Below are 22,539 nucleotides of genomic sequence, written 5' to 3' on the forward strand. Positions count from 1 at the left end.
AATATTGGGTTAAATGAGGATATTGCAAGCAGCATCGAGTGAACTACAAGATATTACGCTTGAACAGAATATGATACACAATCCATCTAGTGCCTTCATGGTTAAGTTTTAAAATGTTTTTTAAAGCATTCAATGATGAAATGAACTTAGATGATTTATCACGTAAATGCGTTGTACACTGCTACAAATAAATCAATTTAAAATCAGGGAGATTCAGTGTGGCAAAATTATTTGAGCCAATTCAATTCGGAAATTTATCACTCAAAAATAGAATTATTGTTGCTCCCATGTGTCAGTATTCTGCGAATGAAGCAGGGGAGCATAGTTTTTGGCATGAACAACAATGGGCGAGTTATGCATTGTCGGGTGCTGGATTATATATTATTGAAGCAACTGCGGTACAAGCTGTAGGTCGTATCAGTTTTGCAGATTTAGGGTTGTGGAATGATTTACAACGTGCACAATTAAAAGCATTGATTGATAAGGTAAAATCGATTGCTCCAACGCCAATCGCCATTCAGTTAGCGCACGCGGGACGTAAAGCTTCAACTGATAAACCATGGTTGGGACGTGGTCAATTCTCATCGAATCATGAACATGGCTGGCAAACGGTATCTGCAAGTGATTTACCATTTAATCCAGATGATCAGGCTCCTCATGAATTAAGTATCGAGGAAATCGAAAAAATTATCGATGACTTTGCAACTGCAGCAGTCAGATCTGTAGATGCAGGTTTTGATCTCATCGAAGTCCACGCGGCTCATGGTTATCTATTACATCAATTTATGTCCCCTTTATCTAATCGAAGAACAGATGAATATGGTGGAAGTTTTGAGAATCGCATTCGTCTAACTTTAGAGGTTTTTCAGGCGATCAAAAATGCTGTTCCAGACAACTATCCAATCGGTGTTCGTTTGTCTGCAACAGACTGGATGGAGCAAGAAAAGGGATGGAATATTGATGACTCAATTGGGTTATCAAAGGCATTAGAAAAACTTGGTGCCGTTTATATCCATGCATCATCTGGTGGATTACATGTCGATCAAAATATTCAGATTGGTCCTAATTACCAAGTTCCATTTGCGGAAGCAATCAAGAAACACGTAGACATTCCAGTGATTGCTGTTGGGCTGATCACTGAACCTCAACAGGCGGAAGATGTCTTACAACAAGGCAAAGCTGATGCAATCGGGCTCGCAAGGGTAATACTATTTAATCCAAGATGGCCATGGCATGCTGCTGCTCAATTAAAAGCAGAGGTTGAAATTAGTCCGCAATATTTACGATGCCAACCGCATGATGTGAAATCATTATTTAAGCCATATGCTGATAGATAAAATAGGCATAAAGGTATACTTAAAAAGTCATCCTGGGTAATTACGGCTGTTGTATGATAATTTGACTAACTCATACAATAGCTAGGGATGCTAAGTCATGGTTTTATCGGTCATTATTCCGATTTTTTTACTGCTTTTTTCGGGATATGCCTCGGTTAAACTGAATTTACTTAGCAAGGAACAAGTCTCTATTGTTGGTACATTCGTCATTCGAGTCGCTTTACCTGCTCTATTTTTACAAGCGCTTTCATCAAAAGATCTTGATGCGATATGGCAACCTGAACTTTTCTACAGTTATATTGTGGTGACTGCCTTTGTATTTGCAATCGCTTTATGGATTTTGGTAAAGCATTTTAAAAACAATTTAAGTGATGCTGCCATTCTCTCAATTGGAGCGTCAATGTCTAATACTGGACTACTTGGTACGGCCATTTTAAGTCTATTGATTGGTCATATCGCGCTTGCCTTTACTTCTTTAATCGTAATTATCGAAAGTGTTTTTCTTGTTCCAGCAGCTTTATTTATTGCGGGATTGCAAGCTCAAAATCAGCAAGCACTACTCAATACATTAAAAAATAACTTTATAATCCTATGTAAAAATCCATTGTTTATTGGTGTGGTAATCGGAATTGTGTGCGCGGTTTTTCAGGTTAAACTGCCGCATTATATAGATCAAGTTTTCTTAATGATTGGTCAGACGGCATCTCCTTTGGCGTTATTTGTGATTGGCGGAAGCATCGCAGTTTTAACCCTAAAATATGTCAATCAGCAGAGTCTTTATATTGTTCTATCGTCCAACTTTATTTTTCCAATACTCATGTATTTGACTCTACGATTTATTGCTCAAGCACCAATGGATATCGTGTATGTAGGGACATTGATTGCAGCTTTACCTACACCTGCATTATTTGGAATGTTGGGACAAGCATATGGGCTCAATGATCGTGCAATTACACCTTTATTGATGAGTACAGTAATTGGATTTATTGTGACTGCTGGATTAATTATTTTATGGTGGTAATTGAGTAAAACCTAAAATGTAATCATAAATATCCTTTTCATATAAGAAAACCCTATCTCGTGATAGGGTTTTTGTATTTGAGCAGCGGTTTAAAATTTAAATTAATGCTTATGATTTAGCTTTCGTATTTGCTGCAGGTTTTTTTGCATTCTCAGCAATCAGTTTGTTCACGATCGCTAGATTTTCTTTGGCTTGAGGAATATTTTCATCTGCTAAAGCACTAAATATTTTTTTTGCCTCAGGTAGGTTTTGCGGAACGATATTTCCGTTTACGAACATGTTACCAATGGCCATAAGCGCAGGGATGTATCCTTTTTTACCTAAATCTTGAATGCTCGCTAAACCTTTTTTCACAGGCGCTTCAGTTTTGGTTTTGAAGCCTAATGAAATATCGTATAAAGCACGAGCATGAATGGCTGGATAACTTCCTTTCTTAATTAAAGGATCAAGTTTTTGCAAAGCGAGCTTATCAGATTGTTCTTTACCTTCAGAGAACAGTAGAACAGCAGATTCAACAATCGCATCTTCAAAACCTTGAGCTGCAGCTTTATCTAAGTATTCACGAGATTTTTTCTCATTTTTGGTCAGCCCCAAGCCGCCAGTGGCATAGTTTTGCGCCAATACATAATTGGCTAAAGGATAGCCTGCAGTGCCAGCTTGTTCATAAAGTTGTACTGCTTTTTTGTTGTCTTGTTTGGTTCCTTGACCAGCTTGAGTGAGATATGCCAAGTTATAAGTCGCTTGAGGATTCCCTGCTTTTGATAAGCGTTCAAGTTCTTGGTAGGCCGCATTGTAATTCTTTGCTTGAATCAGTTCCTGTACTTTGCTGAATGCAGGATCGACTGGTGCGGCAGCGAAGCTAAATGAGGTGGCAACAGCGAGTAAAGCACCACATAATATTTTTTTCATAATTGTTTTATACCTATCTTAAAAGCAACCCTATTTATTTGATGTAAATAGAGTTTTACACCATTTCATCATAGTCCGAATTATGTGAATGTAAATATAGAATATGTATACATCCTTCAAATTTAGCTTCGCTTTGTGAATAAAGTGTGTGTATTGCAGTATAAGCATATAAACGACACTGGATTTATGTTGTTCAGCCTTGAATATATGGATTTAACCAAAATTTTAATCCACTAGTAGTTCTTCGATGGTTTTGCTTAAATACGCATTGTGCAATGAGGTGGTCAACGATGTTTATAAAAGGCATTAAACGTAATTACGATAAAGTTTTTCAAGATGATTCAATCCCAGATGAACAAAAGATAGATGCGCTCTTATTAAAACTTGGCGAGCAGTATTTGGTGAGTCAGGAGAATCGAGTGTATGTATTCCAAAAAGGTGATTTAACCGTAAAGTTTGATGCTAAACACGCGAGAGCATTTCATTTTAAAGATTATGTGGTGAAGGATATGAATAAATTATTTCATGGCTTTTAGAATAAAACCTCCTAGCGATATAGGAGGTTTTTTTATGAGTCATCTCTCAATCGATTGAGAGTTAAAATCTATTCCATCTAACGCCTTGGTCTTATTTTCATATCTTTATCAATAAAAAAACTCTATTATAAAACGATACGAAACGTATCGTTTTATTTGTGAGAATTTCATGACAAGCGAAGACAAAAGTGCACGACGCCGATCATGTATTTTAGCTTCAGTCAAACAGGCTTTGAATGAAGTGGAATATCACCAACTGACAGTAGAAGACATTGCTTCACGTGCTGGGGTGGGAAAGTCGACTATTTATCGATGGTGGTCACATAAATCTGAATTGGTTCTAGACACGTTTAAGGAGCTCACACTCTCAATTTTTGAGTTTGAGCCAGAATTCGATCTTGAACAAAATCTTAATCAACAATTGCTTCGTTTGGCTAAGGCTTTAGATCATCCAGTGGGACGTGCGATGTTGGTGGTTATGGCGAATCATCGTGAATTGGCTGCAACATTCTTCAAGCAATATTTGTTACCTAAACGAGTTCAACTGCATCAACTGATCCAACAGGCGATTGAGGTGGGGGAGCTGATAGAACATGATCACTATGATTTGGTACTTGATCGACTGTATGGTCCTATTCATTACCAAATTATTTTCTTTAATCATTTGCCTGATGAGCACTATATCCGTCAATTGGTCAAACTGAGTTTAGATCCATTACGCCCTCAAGCCCAAACATTAATGCGACAAGAGTAGATTTTCATGAGTGTAACCACCGAGCGACTTTGGAATCGTTCATTTATCTTGTGTGTATTAAATAATTTATTTGTTTTTATTTACTACTTTGCCATGTTGGCTGTCCTTCCGATTTACATTGTGAAGGACTTAGCGGGATCAGTTGAAGAAGCAGGATTAGCGTTAACGCTTTTTCTCGCCTCATCAATAGCAGTACGACCATTTTCAGGTATGATCATTCAAAAAATGGGTAAGCGACTCACTATGCGTGGATCGAGCACGTTTTTTGCGGTCTTTGCATTTGCTTATTTATTCATTGATAACATGTGGTCATTGTTGCTTATACGATTTTTACATGGGATATGGTTTAGTGTGTTGACCACTGTGGCTGTTCCAGTCGCGAATGACTTCATTCCTGAGCATCGTAAAGGTGAAGGCATGGGTTATTATGTGATGTCCACTAACCTAGGTGTGGTATTTGGACCGTTAATTGCTCTTACCATGATTCAATTTTATAGCTTCCAAATTTTATTCGGTGCTCTCGCGGTGCTCATCAGTTTAGGTCTAATTTTTAGCTGGCTATTAAATATTCCAGCGAATCAGATACCTCAGCAACATAAAATGAATAAAAAAGGTTTTAAGCTAGACGATTTTCTTGAGCCTAAAGTTTTTGCTGTAAGTGGTGTTGCTTTACTTACAGCTTTTGCTTACTCGAGTATTACCAGTTTTATTACGGTTTATAGTGAGAGCAAACAACTGCTGGCGTACACCAGTGTATTTTTTATATTGTTTGCGGCGTCGATGTTAATTGTAAGACCTTGGGTCGGTAAAATTTATGACCGTCAAGGTCCGAGTGCTGTTATTGTTCCTTCTTTTATATTTTTTGCGATTGGGCTTATGGTCGTAACATTGGTCAATGATCAATGGATGTTGTGGTTATCTGCAATTTTTATTGGAATTGGATATGGTTCAGTATTTCCTTGTTTGCAAACGCTCACCATTCAAACCGTAGATAAACATCGGATGGGGCATGCAATATCAACATTCTTTATTTGTTTTGATATTGGTCTAGCGATTGGTTCAGTTGTGATGGGATTAGTTATCGCACAATGGAGCTTTGAATTTATGTACTGGTGTTGTGCGGTATTGGTCATATTAAACCTGATTATTTACCGGAAATATGTTCCAAATCCTCAGCCTAATGGTTAATAAAAAACCTCCTAAATGGAGGTTTTTTTTAGATTATTTTACTGTGGTCTAGCCACATCACCATTTAAATACTCAGGCAAATCTAAAACAGTCACGTCTAACTCTGCTAATGCTTCAGGGCGTGCCACCACCAAAGCGATATAACCATTTTCAAATGCAGCACTATTGACCACTTGTACGCTTTTATCGAGTTGTTCCGCTTCTGCAGGCACAGCACCTGTACCTTGAATCAGATGTAACCACGCTTTCGGTTTGGCTTTAAACCATAAGCGTGCAATGACTTCCTGACCCAAGTAACAACCCTTGTCATAGTGAACGCCTTCACGTTGATGTAAACGGAGTTCTTGGGGTTGGAACACGTGTTCTATGGCTTGATCAATGTAAGCTTGACCCTGTTGAATGGCCTGAACTTGCCAAGCGGCAATATCTGTTACTTCTGCTGAGAACGTTGTGGTGTCACCTTGAAGCGTAGGATAGACCTGACTAGCTTCTTCAAGTTTCATTTTGGAAAAAGCACCGAATTTTTTAATGTGTTTGGAAAATTCTTCAGCTTGATCTTGAGTGGTTACAATGACAAAGCTTTCAGGATTCAGCTTTGTTAGCCATAAACCAAAGTGAATTCGACCTTTTAAATCACAAATTGCTGTGTAGCGCGTGATATTTTCTTCAAGGCGTTCAACATGCAACGTCACTTGACCTTGTAAAAATTTTTGAGCATCCACGCCATTAAGCGTAAATGAGGAGAAAGATAAATTGTTCATTTTCTATGCTCGAATCTGAATCTAATACTAAAGAATTATCCCAATTTTCCACTATTTTTCAAAAAAAAGCACATAACTGCTTATTTATCTGCGTTATTTGAAACAAAATATTTCAAAAACCCTATTTTTTATACCTAAGTCGATGAAATATATAAGATTTGGGAAATTGACTTTCAGCAGTGTACTATGCCATCACAAATGATGAAGTCTCATCAACAACAAAATGTTTAGAAAGTTTAGAAAAAAGATGCTCAAGGCAAGGCAGGAACGCGATGAATAACAACTACCGTAAACCACTGCAAGGTACCCAGCTCGAATATTATGATGTGCGTCAAGCCGTTGAAGATATTCAGCCAGGCGCATACGCAAAACTCCCATATACTTCTAAAGTGCTTGCAGAGCAATTGGTACGCCGTTGCGACCCTGCAATTTTAGAGCAGTCTCTTAAAGAATTAATCTTTAATAAACAAGACCACGATTTCCCTTGGTATCCAGCACGTGTGGTTTGCCACGATATTTTAGGTCAAACAGCATTGGTGGACCTTGCAGGTTTGCGTGATGCGATTGCCGATCAAGGTGGAGACCCATCTAAAGTCAATCCCGTGGTACCAACTCAGCTGATTGTCGATCACTCACTCGCAGTCGAGTACGGTGGTTTTGATCCTGATGCATTTGAGAAAAACCGTGCGGTGGAAGATCGTCGTAATGAAGACCGTTTCCATTTTATTGAGTGGACCAAAACTGCCTTTGAAAATGTTGATGTGATTCCTGCGGGTAATGGCATCATGCATCAAATCAACTTGGAGAAAATGTCTCCAGTGATTCAAAACCGTGGTGGCGTGGCTTTCCCTGACACGTGTGTGGGCACAGATTCACATACACCACATACGGATGCTTTGGGTGTGATCTCCATTGGTGTCGGTGGTTTAGAAGCTGAAAACGTGATGCTTGGTCGTGCATCTTGGATGCGTTTACCTGACATTATTGGTGTAGAGCTTGTTGGTCAGCGTAAGCCGGGCATTACGGCAACTGATATCGTATTGGCTTTAACAGAGTTCTTGCGTAAAGAGCGAGTCGTCGGTGCATATTTAGAGTTCTTTGGTGAAGGTGCAGACACCATGTCGATTGGTGACCGCGCAACCATCTCCAATATGACCCCTGAATACGGTGCAACGGCTGCGATGTTCTATATCGACCAAAACACCATTGATTATCTAACACTGACAGGTCGTGAGCCTGAGCAAGTGAAGCTTGTAGAAACCTACGCCAAAGAAATTGGTCTGTGGGCAAGTGATATGACTAAAGCTGAGTACCCACGCGTATTACGTTTTGATTTATCGACTGTGACTCGTAACATTGCTGGGCCATCAAACCCACATGCGCGTGTATCGACAAGCGATTTAAAAGCAAAAGGTATTGCAGGTAATTTAGACGCTGCTCGTGCGCAAGAAGCAGAAGGCTTAATGCCTGATGGTGCAATCATCATCGCTGCGATTACCTCTTGTACCAATACCTCTAACCCACGTAATACGGTTGCAGCTGGCTTGCTTGCTCGTAAAGCGAATGAACTCGGCTTAGTGCGTAAGCCGTGGGTGAAATCATCTTTTGCACCGGGTTCTAAAGCAGCAGCATTGTATTTAGAAGAAGCAGGTGTACTCGGTGATTTAGAAAAACTCGGTTTTGGTATCGTGGCGTATGCATGTACCACATGTAACGGGATGTCAGGTGCGTTAGATCCAAAAATCCAGCAAGAAATTATTGACCGTGACCTCTACGCAACGGCGGTATTGTCTGGTAACCGTAACTTTGATGGTCGTATCCATCCTTATGCAAAACAAGCATTCTTGGCATCTCCACCTTTAGTTGTGGCTTATGCGATTGCAGGTACGATTCGTTTTGACATCGAAACCGATGCATTAGGAAACGATAAAGATGGCAACCCAATTTATTTAAAAGACATTTGGCCATCTGATGAAGAAATTGATGCGTTGGTTAAAGTTGCGGTAAAACCTGAGCAATTTAAGAAAGTGTATATCCCAATGTTTGATTTGGGTGAGAAGGTTCAAGCGGCAAGCCCATTATATGACTGGCGTCCACAAAGTACGTATATCCGCCGTCCGCCATATTGGGAAGGCGCACTTGCTGCACCACGTACTTTAGCCAATATGCGTCCGCTTGCGATTTTAGGTGACAACATTACCACAGACCATTTATCACCATCGAATGCGATTATGATGGATTCGGCAGCAGGTGAATATCTACATAAAATGGGCGTGCCTGAAGAAGACTTTAACTCATACGCAACGCACCGTGGTGACCACTTAACGGCACAACGTGCGACCTTTGCCAATCCGAAATTGTATAACGAAATGGTGGTACGTTCGGACGGTAGGATTAAGCAAGGTTCAAAAGCGCGTGTAGAGCCTGAAGGCGAAGTGATGCGTATGTGGGAAGCCATTGAAACCTACATGAACCGTAAACAGCCTTTGATCATTGTGGCAGGTAAAGACTACGGTCAAGGTTCTAGCCGTGACTGGGCTGCGAAAGGTGTTCGCCTTGCAGGGGTTGAAGCGATTGTGGCAGAAGGTTTTGAACGTATTCACCGTACCAACTTGGTGGGTATGGGTGTATTACCACTTGAGTTTAAAGCAGGGACTGACCGTAAAACTTTAGGTTTGGATGGTACTGAGCTGTATAGCGTGATTGGTAATATTGCACCTCGTTCGACTTTGACTTTAGTTATTGAGCGCTCAACGGCGGATGGTAAAAATCAAACGATTGAAGTGCCTGTTACGTGTCGTTTGGATACCGAAGAAGAAGTATCTGTATATGAAGCGGGTGGGGTGTTACAACGCTTTGCACAGGATTTCTTAGAAGGGAATGTAGCGTAGTTTATAAGTTGAAAATCTCCCCAAACCCCTCTTTTAAAAGAGGGGAATTCCCTCCTTTTAAAGGAGGCTTGGGGAGGATTAAAGTTATTTTGAACATTGATAAAGTATGTTTAGACTTTTAAAAATTCAAAATTTAGATAATATTTACATATATATTTTTAGAACAATAAGAATTGATGAAAATACGCAATAAATTGTTTTTAATATTTTTTTTAATCCTTGTTATTACAATGTCTTGGAAATTAAATCATTTAAATAAACCTGTAAATTTAAGTCAAAAGTTAGATCCCAAAGTAACTGCTCAGCAAATTTTGGGGAGAATCCCTTATAAAGTAAGCTCCGAAGCAAGTAAAAAAAATATTGAATATATCTTTATGGATATCGACAAGAATGCTTTATCCAGAGATGATTTAAGTCGAATTGAGAAGCAATTAACACAAACTTGGCAACTTGTAGAAAAGACGCAATATGATCATATTTATTGCAAAGATGCATGGAATGAAATTGTCATATCTCAGCCTGTATCACAAGCAGGTGAGCGAGATCAAAATTACAAGCAAAGATTTAATACGGATAAATACCAGATTTTTATAGTTTGGCAAAGTTATGGTACTGATGCTTGCATACACTTACTGAATAACGGCTAGTTGGGTTTCACAGTTCTATGTTGATTTTGGTGGTTGAGCGTTCATCGACTGAGGGTGTCAATTAAATCCTTGAGATTCCTGTAACCTGTCGTTCGGATACCGAAAAAGAAGTATATGTGTATGAAGCGGGTAGATGTTGCAATGCTTTGCACAGCCCTTGTTAGGAGGGAGTGTTTTAAATTTAATAATTTATAAGTTTGTTTAATAGGTCAATGTATGGATTATGATAAAGATATAAAAAACTTAAATATTAGTGATTTTGAGAAAAATGGATTACAGGTTTATCGAAATTACCAAAATGCATTTATAGAAAATCAAATAAAATTATTTGTTGAGGATTGTGATAATAAGCAGTATTTGAGTCTAAAAAATTTAGAAAGGGTAATGAATTTAATTTCTAATGAAGAAAGTAAATACCTCCCTATTGTAATATGTTCTTACGCTGATGAATGTTTTGAAAGTATGATCAAAAGAATCGTGCCCAAAGACACACCTGGAGGAGCGAAATCATTATTAGATGGCTTTGGTAGCTTATCAAGTTTTTCAAATCGAATTCAAATAGCGTATGTATTTGACTTGATTAGTAAGGATATATTAATAGAGTTAAATGCCCTTAGGAAGGTGAGAAATGATTTTGCTCATAGATGGGATATCGAAGAAAACAGAGATAAGTTAGTGAATAGTATTAAATCTAGATCAGTAAAAATAGAAGATTTACTAATAAAAGGGAATAGGATTAGAGAAAATTTATCTGTAGAAGATAAATGGAAATGCCACTTAATAGTTTTTGTGGGTCGACTACATTATGAAACTGAACTTTATTATTCCTGTGTAAAAAAAGGTTTAAAGCCCACAGAGGTTCTTTACGATTTAGATAAGAGTCCCAAACTTTTTAAAGATGTTAATTTACTTACTCACAGCTTTTTAGAAAAGTATAAACCGTGAAGTTTATGTTCGCCCAATCGACACCATCATCTGTCGAAATGGACAATAAAAAGTCATTCATTGTTCGTTATAGTGGTGTCACCATTTCTAAAATTATACGGAGAACAAAAATGGTTACAGCTGGCTCTAAACCGGGAACAGGTTTCTATTTTTGCGTTCAATGTGGGCATCGTGCTTACTTAGAAATTGGTACTGATCGTTTACCACCGTGTACCAAATGTTTAAGCAATCAATTTAAAAAATAATTCGCTCAAGCAAACACACTAAAACAGACACCACTGTTTGAAACAAAAGCCCTATTACTCCATAGGGCTTTTTTGTTACCTTAAGAAAATTAAAAACATATTAATAAAAAGGGTCACTATGGAAACGATACTCGGTTTATGTCTTGGTATAGGATTAAGTGCTGCATGTGGCTTCCGCGTATTTGTTCCATTATTGGTGATGAGTATTGCTGCCATTATGGGCATTTTTGAACCCATCAAAGGTTTTGAATGGTTGGCGATGCCATCGGTCTGCATTGCACTCGGTTTTGCCACACTGTGTGAAATAGGCGCTTATTACATCCCATGGGTAGACAACTTACTCGATACCATTGCAACACCTGCCGCGATGGTGGCTGGAACATTGACAACCATGGCGGTAAGCTCTGGTGAAATGTCGCAATTTGCAAGTTGGGCTGCCGCAATCATCGTCGGTGGTGGAACAGCAGGAGCAGTGCAACTTGGGACAGTGGCAGCACGGGGTGTATCGACCGCAACCACGGGTGGCGTGGCAAATCCTGTGGTATCTACAGGTGAGTGGGTCAGCGCATTGGTGATTTCCGTATTGTCATTTTTTATACCCGTATTGGTAGTGATCGTTTTAATAATCGGTGTGGTTTGGGCAGTACGCTGGATTCATCAGAAAAGACGCATGGTAAAGAATGCCGAAAGTCCCCTGTAAAATCTCAATGGAACATCGTAAAAATATGTTGAATCACGATTACCATTCCAGTTCATCTAAAAATTATATTGGCTAAAAACATTATAAAAATTATAAAGGAGCTCAGCAGATGCCTGTGCTAAAAATATTAAAGCGTCATGGTATATCAGTCGTGATACTTATGGCATGTTCGATTGCTTCAGTACCGTTATGGGCGAACACTCCACAGCAGAAAACACTAAGCCCAGAAGAAATCAAACTTCAACTGCAGGCAAAAAAATTTAAGGACTTTATTCCAGACCAATACTTTCTGTTCGATGCCGTAGAAGGTGATTTGAATCAGGATGGCCAAAAGGATGCCGTACTGATTGTAAAAAAAATTGATCCCAAAGGGTGGGTGAACCATCCTGATCAGGGCAAGCTGGATCGTAACCGACGTGGCATTCTGGTGCTATTACAGGATCAATTCAAATATCAAAAACTGATGCAGAATCTGACTGCATTTTCATCAGAAAATGAAGAGGGTGGTGTTTATTTTCCGCCAGAACTCAGTGCTGATATCCGCAAGAATATTCTGGGGATCCATTATGGACACGGTCGTTATGGCTATTGGAGTTATAAGTTTCGTTTAGAGCAGCAGGATATGCGTTTGATTGGTTATGATCTTTCTAGTAATTATGGCCCATATACTGATTATAGAGTAAGTATTAATTTTCTCAGTCATCAAAAAAAGCATTCACAAAATATCAATTTGGCAGATCGGGATCTTCAGGAAAAATTTAAGCATACCTGGTCCAAAGTGAATTATTCACCAATCTATCTGTCCAAAATCAAGGACTTTGATGAGCTCAATTTTGAATAACTTTTTTAATAAGGTTGGTGCGAATTTTGCTTGATTATTTACAGTAAAAATGATTCCAAGAGGAAGAATCACATGGAAATGAGCAGCATAGCTGAAAATGAAAAAACGTCTTTAGGTGTTAAAGTTCAATTTATGGCAGGCTGGCCAATATTACTGTTACTCATTGGTGGCGCAGTAGGAGTGGTACTGGGCATCGTTGCGTATGTGATTAACCTCAAAATTTACAAATCTGAATTATCTCAACTACAAAAAGTACTCGCTAATCTTATGTGTGGCATGTTTGCCATGATGTTGTGGTGGAGCATTGCATCTTGGATTCAAGCCAGTCTCTAAAATCAAAAGTCGACTTGAATTTTAATTGCAATATTTAGCTCAAAAACGCTAAAAAAAGTGTATCAATGAGCCTATTTGGGAAAAAATATTGTATTTATAAGATGAAATGAAATAATTTTTTATTCGATGCTAAAATTCGTTAATCTTAGGAAATTAATCCCGACGCAGTCTCGCTATTATATATCTCAAGGGTGTGACGGGATCGAAAAGAGTAGATTGCTACCAGTTGCGTACAACGTGCGTGTAGTACTTACCCAAAAGGTCTTGATTCGGCTTAGGACGCTATAAACCAGAAGTTTATAGGCAATAGGGTTATAACTTACAAAGTTATAATAGTTGAAGTAAACAACATGTTTTCCCTGACACCCTCAAAATTCTCTTAAAAAAAATTTTCATTCTCAATTCTCAATTCTCAATTCTCAAATCTCAAATCTCAAATCGCTCATCTTATAAATTGACACTGAGTTGATCAGTTGCTATTTTTCCGCATCCCAAAGAAATGCTCTGTTCACATGCCTTTAGACGATAATTTTGTATATATGCCACCTCAAGGTCCGCTTAACATCGTCTATGAAGATGATGATTTGGTGGTCATTGATAAACCAGCAGGATTATTGTCTGTGCCAGGACGCTTGCCTGAACATCATGACAGTGCGTATTTTAGAGTGATAGCTCAATATCCAAATGCAAAAATTACCCATCGTTTAGATATGGCAACCTCTGGAATTTTGATGTTTGCAAAACATCGTGATGCTGAAGTGGCTGTGAGCAAAATGTTCCAAGCACGCACCGTGAAAAAAAATTATGTGGCACTGGTGCAAGGTAAAATTGCACAACAGGGACAAGTAGACTTGCCTTTAATTACGGACTGGGAAAATAGACCGAAACAAATCGTTCATTTTGAATTTGGAAAACCAGCCTTAACACTGTTTGAATTGGTCGCTTATGATGCGCATTTAGATGTTAGTCGTGTCTTGTTGACGCCAATTACGGGGCGTTCACATCAATTACGCGTACATATGCAAGCCATAGGTCATCCGATCACAGGTGATAAACTCTATCATCCAAACCCTAAACTCAGTGATTTAGGGCGTATGGCTTTGCATGCAAGTTATTTAGAGTTTCAACAACCGTTGAGTGGTATTGAAATTAAAATTGTGAGTGAAGTTCCATTTTGAATGAAACGCTTCAAGCAGAATATGTAATGTGAGTGCCTAACTAAAATTTAACAATTACGATCATATAAGTTTAAGAACAATTTCTAATGAATTCTTCTCCAAAATGAAATAAATATAGGCTACTCTAGGATATTGTATACGCAATAACCACAATAAGGATGAATGTATGAGCCGTGATTTAGAACAATTTCCTAATGATGATAATGGCGATGTACTGTGGCAAATGTTCCAGGATGGAGATGATTTAAGCGAGCCGCATGAGATTGAGTACTCAATTGCTTTTAGCTCTAAAGAAAAAGCTGAAAAATGTGCCTTGTTCTTGCTTCAGGAAGAACAAAAGATCAGTTTATTTATTGATGAAGAGTCTGAATCCGCAGAATGGATTATCACGATTTACGTGTACATGGAGCCAGAATACACAGATATTGTGGATTTGGAAGAGTGGTTTACCAAAATAGCCAATGACTATGATGGTGAGTACGATGGATGGGGATGTATGGCATATGTATATGATGATGAAGATATAGAAGATGAGTTTCAAAGCTAAACAAGGCTAGAGCCAATAAAAGAACCTAAGTGATTGAACTTAGGTTTTTTATTTAAACCTTATAAAATTTAAGGTTTTTTTCTATTCGCTAGTTGAAAGTGGTATATTGAGCAAAATTTTTTTAATTTTTTGGATTTTTTATGTCTTTGCCAAATTGCCCAAAATGTTCCTCTGAATATACTTATGAAGATGGGGACCTCTTGATCTGTCCAGAATGTTCACATGAATGGAAAGAAGGAGAGACACTCGAAGAAGTGGTTCAGATCAAAGATGCAAATGGCAATCTTCTTGCAGATGGCGATACCGTAACGGTTATCAAAGATTTAAAAATTAAAGGTTCATCATCCGTAATCAAAGTCGGTACTAAAGCAAAAAGTATTCGTTTGTTGCCAGATGCAACGGATGGTCATGATATTGATTGTAAAGTAGATGGTTTTGGCGCAATGAAACTTAAGTCCGAATATGTAAAGAAAGCATAAGCTTTTTATAATGGCTTCAGTGAAACTGGGGCCAATTTTTTTATGTGATAATAACTCGTCGTTGGTTTTAATCTGATCATAATGATAAGTTTTAATAAATAATGGTTGTTTTTTATCAATTTAAATTGAATTTTAGATACAAATTAGAATAAAAATTTCTTTGCTTGGCACAAAATAACATTACAGTTTTTCTTTAAAAGTGTTAACTTCATCACACTAATAACAATAAGGTCACATCATGTCTATTCAGATTGAGGGTAATGTTGTTGCTGCTCATGAAGTATTAGCGCAATTAAAAGAATGGGATTCAGCATTAGTGGGTAATAATGTTGATGCGTTAATCGAACAATGTGCGCAAAATGTAAGTATGTTTGATGTCAGCACCCAACTTGAGGGAGCTGAAGCTTATCGAAAAGAATGGCAAAAATTTAGCCCCTATTTCTTCGATGGAATGCAAATCACTCGCCGTGATGTAAAAGTGCATGCGAGTGATCATTTGGTTGTATTACATTGTCACTCTAAAGTGGAACATAAAGCCTTAAAAGGTCAGCTGCAAATGCCTTGGTGTCGTACAACACTATGTCTACAAAAAACTAATGAACAGTGGGTGATGGTACACCAACATATTTCTATGCCTGTAGACTTAGCAACGGGAAAGGCTATCATCTTGAAGGATAAATCTAAATTAAGGCTTGTGGTTTAGCTAATCTTGAGCATTTAGATGGGCTTAAACAGTGTTATCTTTCATGAATGAGTTAAATTCTGGAGACGTGTCATGGGATTTTATGATTTTTATCGTTTGAGTTCTCATGCGGTGATCACCAACCCAGAGGGACAAGTCTTATTACTGAAAGCAAACTATGCCAATTACAGTTGGGGGTTGCCTGGTGGTGGTTTAGATCAAGGTGAAACCATACATCAAGCTTTGCTCAGAGAGTGTAAAGAAGAAATAGGTTGTGATGTAAGTATCCAATATTTATCTGGGGTCTACTATCACGCACAGGTAAACTCACATACCTTTATCTTTAGATGCGTGATTGAAAATAATGCCCAAATTCAACTCTCTGAGGAACATACGGAATATGCATGGTTAAGTCCAGAGCAACTGTCTGAGGTTCAACGTACTCGCGTTCAAGACTGTCTGAATTTTCAAGGTGAAGTTCGGAGTTATTCATTCTAGAATTTAGAAATTAGACAGTTGGTATAATGTTTTGAAAATGATTGAGCTTAGCAATGATTTCATCAACTTGTTTCAGGCGTTTCACTTCATCCCATAACAGTTTTGCTTCAGGATAATGTTTAGACATCATACCTAGCCATTGCTTGTAACGTCCGACCATATTCATTTCTTTTTTATAAGAACCATTTAAGAAGCGAATTTGGAGTGTAATTAAATCGCTCCATTGTAATATCGCTTCGTCTTTATTTTGTCGGATGCATTGTGTGACATCGGGTGTTGTCACTGCTGCACGACCAATCATTAGATCTTCACAACCCGACTCTAGTAAACACTGGCGCGCATCTTGGTTATTCCAGATTTCACCATTGGCTATCACATTAATGCTAAGCGCATGACGAATGGGTTGAAGTTGATCCCAAAAGGCGGGTGGGGTATAGCCATCTGCTTTTGTTCGTGCATGAACGGTAACCCAAGCGGCACCAGCATCTTCTATAGCATGTGCATTTTCCAGGGTGAAATTACGATCCATATAACCTAAACGCATTTTTGCTGAAACTGGTATTTCAGCAGGCACTGCATCACGTACAGCTTTAACCAGTTGATACACTGTTTCAGGTTCATCCAATAATACAGAACCACCTCGATGCCTGTTCACTGTTTTAGCTGGACAGCCAAAATTCATATCAATTGCAGGTGCACCTAACTCCACCGCTCGAACGGCATTTGCAGCCAACATGGTTGGATTATTCCCTAAAAATTGAACATGAACGGGTGTTCCTGCTGCTGTTTTGCCATCGTTCAATAATTCGGGACAGTAAGAATGATAGATGTGATCTGGGAGGACAGAATCAGTGACACGGATAAACTCAGTTACACACCAGTCGAAGCTGCCGACATGTGTGAGAACATCACGCATGATGGGATCAGTTAAACCTTCCATGGGTGCTAAAACGAGTTTCACTTGGTCACCTGAATATGGGAAAAACGGTGTTATACGGTGTTTTGTATAGCTTGTCTAGTCAGAAATTTCACACAAAAAAAAGCCCAAACTTATGTTTGGGCTATTCGCTTCCAATTATTGATATTTAGCCCATTGTAGGTCTGCATTTTTAATGGCGATGAAATCATTTGCATTCACATCGTCAACTTTATTTAAATTTTTATATTCATTTTTGGGAATATAAATATTTGTACCAGCACCCATTGTATTGTGTTGTTGAACACTAGTATACGGTGGGACACCTTGAGAGCTGATATTACCAAAGATTCCATTTTTTTCACCGATACCACATGCTGCACTACCTTCAACATTACTTCTTGCTAATACGTCACCATAAATTTGTGCACATGCACCAATACGCACAACTTGATTAGACATCAAGGCAACCAAACCAAGTTCTAACTTTGTTATTTCTTTATTATCAATAGTCACTGTATCAAGTGTACCGTTAGGTAATCTATTGGTGTTTTTATACATCGTATTCGCATCTTGGCACAAATTCACTGGCGTCAAGAATTTGTTCGATAAAGTTGCAGGTGTTGTTGCAGGTGGACTAACACTAAACTTAGTATTAGACGTAGTGCCTAAGTTACGTGAACAAATTAAGGCATCTGTTGCATTTGGATTTCGCGTAATATTACGAGGCGAATAAATGCGAGGAGACATCGCAATCGCATCAATATCACCTTCAGCAAGGAATGTATTGGTGAATACAGAATCAGTACTATCCGCCGCAAGATTCGCTTTACCAGAAATAATTAATTTACCTTCGAAATACAGAATACCTGGAGCAAAACTTGCGTTATCGAATGTAGATGTATCCATTGAACGAATATACCAAGTGTCTGGTAATGTATAATCGTAATCTTTAGGCCAACCAAATATTGTTCGGTCTTTACCATCAAGACCATTAAAATCTAAACTGACACGTGGAAGATATCCGATAATTTGACTTGTACAATAACCGCTTTTATGGTCAGTACGTAGACCTAAACTATTGGTCATGATCTGTTCTTCATGAATAGTTTCACAAATAGCACCCACATAATCTTTGCTATTCAAGGTGTATTTCCCTAAATAGAAACCTCGTGAGCCTGAGTTTGAGTTCTCAGGGTCAATTTTCATGATTTGAGTTTTATTTCCTGAAGCATCTACAGCAAACTGTTTGTGAATATTATTAGTAGCATCATACTCATACATGTAAGTGATTTTAGAGCTCTCATTGCGAAGATGATTTAAATATACGCGAGCAGCGCCATATTCACGTACGAAAATATAGTTTGCATCATTTCGATATTGACGAACATCGACTCTGGTTTCAAACGTCATATTTTGAATTGCTTCTTGAATACTGGCTATGGTTTCAGAAACATCGTATTTAGGAATATCTGGAAAAGTACTGAGCTGAGGGATGCTTGTGAGTTTTTCATAAATTTTTCCACTAATTGCATTCTTAAATCCTTCAACTACACCATTCTGGTTTGAAGTACTAAAGTTGGCAAGATAGACATCACCTTTTACGTCTTCAGTAATAAGACCATCTAGTAAGCGTAATGGACCGTTAGAATACACATTTCCACCAATCCAACTTGTACTTAAGCGGACTCCAGCCTTGTACGCGCCAACCCCTTGTTGCGACTGATTGTGAGCATAGGCCGATTGTTCAATTTTGGAGAAGGTATCAAGGTCAATAAATTCTTTGGCTCTTACACTGCCCTTAACGTCACTACTAGAAATATTAACTTTCCCGCCTGATGTAATATCACCCGTAACAACACTAGTTCCGATCATTGTTACGTTGCCACCTGCCATGACATTTCCGTTGACTTTACTAGAAACGGAAATATTGACATTCCCTTGGTGTGTGGTAATAGAAGACACTTCGACATTCGTGCGTAGTGTTACATCTTTATTGGTATGTAAGTTTGCAGCATAGCCTCCTTCTGTAAGACTAATATTTCCGTCAGTGGAAATATTTTGAGCTTTAGAACCAAGAGAAAGTGTGACATCACCAATTGCTTTAATATTTTCTGCTTTGACATTGGTTAACAGTTTAACCCACTCACCAGATGAAATATTGCCAAAATTTCCGCCGTTAATAATGTGAACATAGCCCTCAGCATTGATGTTAATTACAGCGCCATTTCTTGTACCACAGGCATCAATTAAACAATCAATATAGACATTTCCACCTTTGCCATCTTTGTCTTTTTTAACGTTAATAGTTAAGTTTTTGATATTTTGTATTTTAAAACCAGCTTGTAAGGACAGGCTGCCACCATCGACATTCAGTTCGACATATTCATCTGGTTTAGTTGGATCTTCGCCGGAAATAGTAGTGCCAGACATAAATGTTTGACCAGTGAAATTAATAACACTCTTGTACTTAATCAGGTCTGCTGCAAGATCATAGATTGCTTGTATCGTAGTAGCTGATTGAGCTGACCCACTTTTCGACAGAATATTTGCGATGACAATACATTTGGTTCCAGTAGAACCATCTGGGTTATTGGTTAAACCATTGCAACCTTTTACATCTTTTACTTCAACCGTGACATAACGTTGGTTGGTATCATCATTTAAAAGCTGAATTTCACCTGTATTTAATAAGCTTTGGCGAAAGTCATTAATATCGGTATCCTTATATTTTTTTAATAAATATTCACGAAAGGCACTAACACCTGACCATCCCATGAGTTGTACGTTGGTTTGTGCATGCGCAGCAACATTTGCTTCTTTGTTGGAGATCAGTGATTTTGCAACAGTCGATGTTATGATCATCACTGTAAGCCCGATGAGCAAGACCAAAAGAATAGTGGCCATGCCTTGCTGCTTTCTTAAACTATTCATCTTTAATCTCGCTCTTAAAGGTTAACAATGTTATTAAGACAAACAGTATTACTCACTGTTTGACCAATATTTGAATTTTGCATTTCATCTGCGTATTGACGATTGGCAGTAATCGTCAGTTGGCGCGTACCTTTGGAGTTGTTTTTATCAATTCCAAAAGGTGTACAATTTCCCGGTGTTAATACAAAGTTAAAAACGGTGCCTGTTTCTAAGGTCTTAAAGGAAACAATATGCTGTTTTTCATCAGGTTGGCTAAAAGTTCCAATATTTAATACTGCTTCAGAACCACAGTTATTCTTTTTAAGAAAGATTAAGCGATATGTATCACCTTCTTTTTCTTGAGTTAATGCTTCACAGTTGTAATTAATCGTTGTATTTGCAGACATTAAGCTTGTTACAGGATCTGGATTCATTCGCCAGAAAACAGCAGGTAAATTTTGAGTGTCCACTCCTACAGCAATATCGGATGTTTTTCCTGAACCATAGCCGGCATTTTGAACGAGCTTCTGTGCAACTGATAATGCTGTACGTATTTGAGCATCGTATTCCGAATCACGAGAAGAACTAATACCAATTTGAGTCGTCTGTTTAAAAAGCATGAGCATCATTAGCATGCATAACATTGCAATGACTAATCCAACCATCAACTCAACGAGCGTAAATCCTTTTTGACTCATGATTTATCTCCCGACTCGATAACAATCTAAGCCTTCCATACTGTCTTCAGCGCAGGTCTTGGCATTAGATTGATTTGTACTCGCAGCTAACACAGGCCATGTAATTTTTGTACCTGCGACACCGCTCGTTTCACTAATATTTTCAGAATTCAAATTGCAGTAAATGTAGTAGGTATTACCATTTAATGTGAACGATTTACTTTCGGTAGATTGGTTATTGAATGAAGCACAAACATCAGTTGAGTCAGTTGATATAGTGATGGTTTGTAAGCGATTTTGCAGTTCGTTTATCACTATATTGTCAATGTTCATATATCGTTGCGTGTTCAACATTTTGCTGATTGCTAAACCGCTACCAAAAACAATAATCGAGAATATAAGTAAACCAACAAGAGACTCCAACAATGTGAAACCACGTTGATTAGTTGATTTGAATGTTTGCTGATTCATTATTCTTCTCAACTGTAACGGTTAAATTTAAATTTGAATTGCACGTTGCTGATGCTGAACTTGCAGCAACCAACATCCCATTCGAGTTAAAAGATAGACAATAAAACTCTGTATTGTTTACTTTGAAAAATACATTCGATGCATAGGGGATTTTTTGAAGGATATAGTTTTGGTCAGGCGAGTTGCCGTCACTTGTTGAACACGCATCAGTACTGTCTTTAGCAACACGAATGACTCTAATTTCTTGATGGGTTTTATCTATACAAACAGATGTTGCTGCAAGTGAAGACTCTTGATTATTCGTGTTTCGAATTGCTGCAGAACGGGCTTGATAAGTCGCATTTTTAATACCTGCTAGCGCTTCATCAACATGACTTTGATCAACCCAAGCTCTGGTTAAAGAAGTACCTACAAATAACAAAATAGCCAGTACAACGATCGTAATCATTAGTTCGATCAGCGTGAAACCAAGTTGTTTTCTATAACCAGTATTTTGCATATTATTTCACCCAGTCAGTATATGAACCACAACCGGACACGGTACGAGTTCCATCATTTTTGAGTGTTAATGTACAACCTAAAACTCTTGCTTCAGTTCCTATTGCCTGAACCGCATAATTCACACCATCTGATGAAGTGTACGTAAAATTAAATGAATCAGAACTTGGATTCCAAGTTGTAAATTTAGTTTTTACTGCATTGGTATTTGATAAGGTTTCTTTAGGGTAGTTTAGTGTTCTTTGATATGCATTTTCAGCACCTAATGAAAGTGCGATTAAATTCGATTGAGCTTCTTTGATTTTTGCTTTGGTGACGTAGTTTTGATAACTAGGTACTGCAATTGCGGCCAAGATTGCAACAATAATGATGACGATCATTAATTCGATTAAGGTAAAACCTTTTTGCAATTTCATACATACCCCAAAATAATCATCAAAAATATCCATTTACTAACTGTAACATTAGTTACTAACCTAAATAATAACAACTTATAGGAGACTAATGGGGGGTATTAAGCGATGAACAGATTATTAATATTAATTAATTAAATAATTCAAATAATATTAACT

General features: G+C 38.0%; 25 protein-coding genes and 1 pseudogene. 18 read left to right on the forward strand and 8 right to left on the reverse strand.

Annotation, left to right across the window (positions count from 1 at the left end; all coding sequences use genetic code 11):
* The first annotated feature begins 218 nt into the window (after positions 1 to 218).
* Together AC1M9E_RS02660 and AC1M9E_RS02665 are read left to right on the forward strand one after the other, a co-directional pair.
* On the forward strand, positions 219 to 1,337 hold the full coding sequence (locus AC1M9E_RS02660; protein ID WP_488224996.1) for an NADH:flavin oxidoreductase/NADH oxidase: 1,119 nt from the start codon (positions 219 to 221) through the stop codon (positions 1,335 to 1,337).
* 97 nt (positions 1,338 to 1,434) lie between these two features.
* Positions 1,435 to 2,358: an AEC family transporter gene (locus AC1M9E_RS02665; RefSeq protein WP_488224997.1), complete on the forward strand. Its 924-nt coding sequence runs from the start codon at positions 1,435 to 1,437 to the stop codon at positions 2,356 to 2,358.
* A gap of 108 nt (positions 2,359 to 2,466) precedes the next feature.
* Here AC1M9E_RS02665 and AC1M9E_RS02670 read toward each other — a convergent pair whose 3' ends face one another.
* Positions 2,467 to 3,267 carry a tetratricopeptide repeat protein gene (locus AC1M9E_RS02670; RefSeq protein ID WP_092767509.1) on the reverse strand — a complete coding sequence of 267 codons (801 nt, stop codon included), beginning with the start codon at positions 3,265 to 3,267 and terminating at the stop codon, positions 2,467 to 2,469.
* A gap of 290 nt (positions 3,268 to 3,557) precedes the next feature.
* Here AC1M9E_RS02670 and AC1M9E_RS02675 point away from each other — a divergent pair, with 290 nt between their 5' ends.
* The 3 genes from AC1M9E_RS02675 (at position 3,558) to AC1M9E_RS02685 (ending at position 5,745) form a co-directional block, all read left to right on the forward strand.
* On the forward strand, positions 3,558 to 3,803 hold the full coding sequence (locus AC1M9E_RS02675; protein WP_092767507.1) for a hypothetical protein: 246 nt from the start codon (positions 3,558 to 3,560) through the stop codon (positions 3,801 to 3,803).
* 169 nt (positions 3,804 to 3,972) lie between these two features.
* Entirely contained in the window at positions 3,973 to 4,557 is a 585-nt protein-coding gene (locus AC1M9E_RS02680) for a TetR/AcrR family transcriptional regulator (RefSeq protein ID WP_481953600.1), read from the forward strand.
* Between the two features lie 6 nt (positions 4,558 to 4,563).
* Positions 4,564 to 5,745, forward strand: a complete 1,182-nt coding sequence (locus AC1M9E_RS02685; RefSeq protein ID WP_481614117.1) for an MFS transporter — start codon at positions 4,564 to 4,566, stop codon at positions 5,743 to 5,745.
* 38 nt (positions 5,746 to 5,783) lie between these two features.
* Here the strand turns inward: AC1M9E_RS02685 and ygfZ are convergent, their stop codons facing one another.
* Positions 5,784 to 6,506 (reverse strand): CAF17-like 4Fe-4S cluster assembly/insertion protein YgfZ, encoded by a 723-nt coding sequence (gene ygfZ, locus AC1M9E_RS02690; protein WP_481609080.1) that lies wholly within the window; start codon positions 6,504 to 6,506, stop codon positions 5,784 to 5,786.
* Positions 6,507 to 6,778: 272 nt separating this feature from the next.
* Here ygfZ and acnD point away from each other — a divergent pair, with 272 nt between their 5' ends.
* The 13 genes and pseudogenes from acnD to AC1M9E_RS02755 all read left to right on the forward strand — a co-directional run bounded on the left by acnD (position 6,779) and on the right by AC1M9E_RS02755 (position 16,492).
* Positions 6,779 to 9,397 carry a Fe/S-dependent 2-methylisocitrate dehydratase AcnD gene (gene acnD / locus AC1M9E_RS02695; RefSeq protein WP_481953599.1) on the forward strand — a complete coding sequence of 873 codons (2,619 nt, stop codon included), beginning with the start codon at positions 6,779 to 6,781 and terminating at the stop codon, positions 9,395 to 9,397.
* A 230-nt stretch (positions 9,398 to 9,627) separates the two neighbouring features.
* Complete coding sequence (locus tag AC1M9E_RS02700; protein WP_481953598.1) at positions 9,628 to 10,044, forward strand: hypothetical protein; 417 nt, start codon at positions 9,628 to 9,630, stop codon at positions 10,042 to 10,044.
* A gap of 14 nt (positions 10,045 to 10,058) precedes the next feature.
* Positions 10,059 to 10,249: pseudogene (locus tag AC1M9E_RS02705) on the forward strand (hypothetical protein); the annotation flags it as partial.
* Between the two features lie 11 nt (positions 10,250 to 10,260).
* Positions 10,261 to 10,989, forward strand: coding sequence for a hypothetical protein (locus tag AC1M9E_RS02710; protein WP_481953597.1), 729 nt, complete (start codon positions 10,261 to 10,263; stop codon positions 10,987 to 10,989).
* Between the two features lie 110 nt (positions 10,990 to 11,099).
* On the forward strand, positions 11,100 to 11,234 hold the full coding sequence (locus AC1M9E_RS02715; protein WP_081403303.1) for a zinc ribbon-containing protein: 135 nt from the start codon (positions 11,100 to 11,102) through the stop codon (positions 11,232 to 11,234).
* A 118-nt stretch (positions 11,235 to 11,352) separates the two neighbouring features.
* Positions 11,353 to 11,934, forward strand: a complete 582-nt coding sequence (locus tag AC1M9E_RS02720; protein WP_481953595.1) for a DUF4126 domain-containing protein — start codon at positions 11,353 to 11,355, stop codon at positions 11,932 to 11,934.
* A gap of 109 nt (positions 11,935 to 12,043) precedes the next feature.
* Positions 12,044 to 12,775, forward strand: a complete 732-nt coding sequence (locus tag AC1M9E_RS02725) for a hypothetical protein (protein WP_481953594.1) — start codon at positions 12,044 to 12,046, stop codon at positions 12,773 to 12,775.
* A gap of 72 nt (positions 12,776 to 12,847) precedes the next feature.
* Positions 12,848 to 13,108: a hypothetical protein gene (locus AC1M9E_RS02730; RefSeq protein WP_481953593.1), complete on the forward strand. Its 261-nt coding sequence runs from the start codon at positions 12,848 to 12,850 to the stop codon at positions 13,106 to 13,108.
* Between the two features lie 512 nt (positions 13,109 to 13,620).
* A complete protein-coding gene (locus AC1M9E_RS02735; protein ID WP_481953592.1) occupies positions 13,621 to 14,286 on the forward strand; it encodes an RluA family pseudouridine synthase in 666 nt (221 codons plus the stop codon).
* Between the two features lie 166 nt (positions 14,287 to 14,452).
* Entirely contained in the window at positions 14,453 to 14,833 is a 381-nt protein-coding gene (locus AC1M9E_RS02740) for a ribonuclease E inhibitor RraB (protein WP_481953591.1), read from the forward strand.
* Between the two features lie 140 nt (positions 14,834 to 14,973).
* A complete protein-coding gene (locus AC1M9E_RS02745; protein WP_035269853.1) occupies positions 14,974 to 15,312 on the forward strand; it encodes a zinc ribbon domain-containing protein YjdM in 339 nt (112 codons plus the stop codon).
* A 238-nt stretch (positions 15,313 to 15,550) separates the two neighbouring features.
* Positions 15,551 to 16,015 (forward strand): YybH family protein, encoded by a 465-nt coding sequence (locus tag AC1M9E_RS02750; protein WP_092767489.1) that lies wholly within the window; start codon positions 15,551 to 15,553, stop codon positions 16,013 to 16,015.
* 72 nt (positions 16,016 to 16,087) lie between these two features.
* Entirely contained in the window at positions 16,088 to 16,492 is a 405-nt protein-coding gene (locus AC1M9E_RS02755) for an NUDIX hydrolase (protein ID WP_488224998.1), read from the forward strand.
* Positions 16,493 to 16,502: 10 nt separating this feature from the next.
* Here the strand turns inward: AC1M9E_RS02755 and AC1M9E_RS02760 are convergent, their stop codons facing one another.
* From AC1M9E_RS02760 to AC1M9E_RS02785, 6 genes are all read right to left on the reverse strand, one after another.
* Positions 16,503 to 17,453, reverse strand: coding sequence for a tRNA dihydrouridine synthase (locus tag AC1M9E_RS02760; protein WP_488224999.1), 951 nt, complete (start codon positions 17,451 to 17,453; stop codon positions 16,503 to 16,505).
* A 114-nt stretch (positions 17,454 to 17,567) separates the two neighbouring features.
* A complete protein-coding gene (locus AC1M9E_RS02765) occupies positions 17,568 to 20,315 on the reverse strand; it encodes a bactofilin family protein (protein ID WP_488225000.1) in 2,748 nt (915 codons plus the stop codon).
* 41 nt (positions 20,316 to 20,356) lie between these two features.
* Complete coding sequence (locus AC1M9E_RS02770) at positions 20,357 to 21,019, reverse strand: PilW family protein (RefSeq protein ID WP_488225001.1); 663 nt, start codon at positions 21,017 to 21,019, stop codon at positions 20,357 to 20,359.
* 3 nt (positions 21,020 to 21,022) lie between these two features.
* Positions 21,023 to 21,469: a PulJ/GspJ family protein gene (locus tag AC1M9E_RS02775; protein ID WP_092767481.1), complete on the reverse strand. Its 447-nt coding sequence runs from the start codon at positions 21,467 to 21,469 to the stop codon at positions 21,023 to 21,025.
* Positions 21,441 to 21,968, reverse strand: coding sequence for a pilus assembly FimT family protein (locus AC1M9E_RS02780; RefSeq protein WP_481954690.1), 528 nt, complete (start codon positions 21,966 to 21,968; stop codon positions 21,441 to 21,443). The genes AC1M9E_RS02775 and AC1M9E_RS02780 overlap by 29 nt, the downstream gene beginning before the upstream one ends.
* Before the next feature lies 1 nt (position 21,969).
* Entirely contained in the window at positions 21,970 to 22,383 is a 414-nt protein-coding gene (locus AC1M9E_RS02785; protein WP_481587214.1) for a type IV pilin protein, read from the reverse strand.
* Positions 22,384 to 22,539: the final 156 nt, after the last annotated feature.

It is taken from the genome of Acinetobacter sp. 24-47-47, assembly GCF_057737035.1.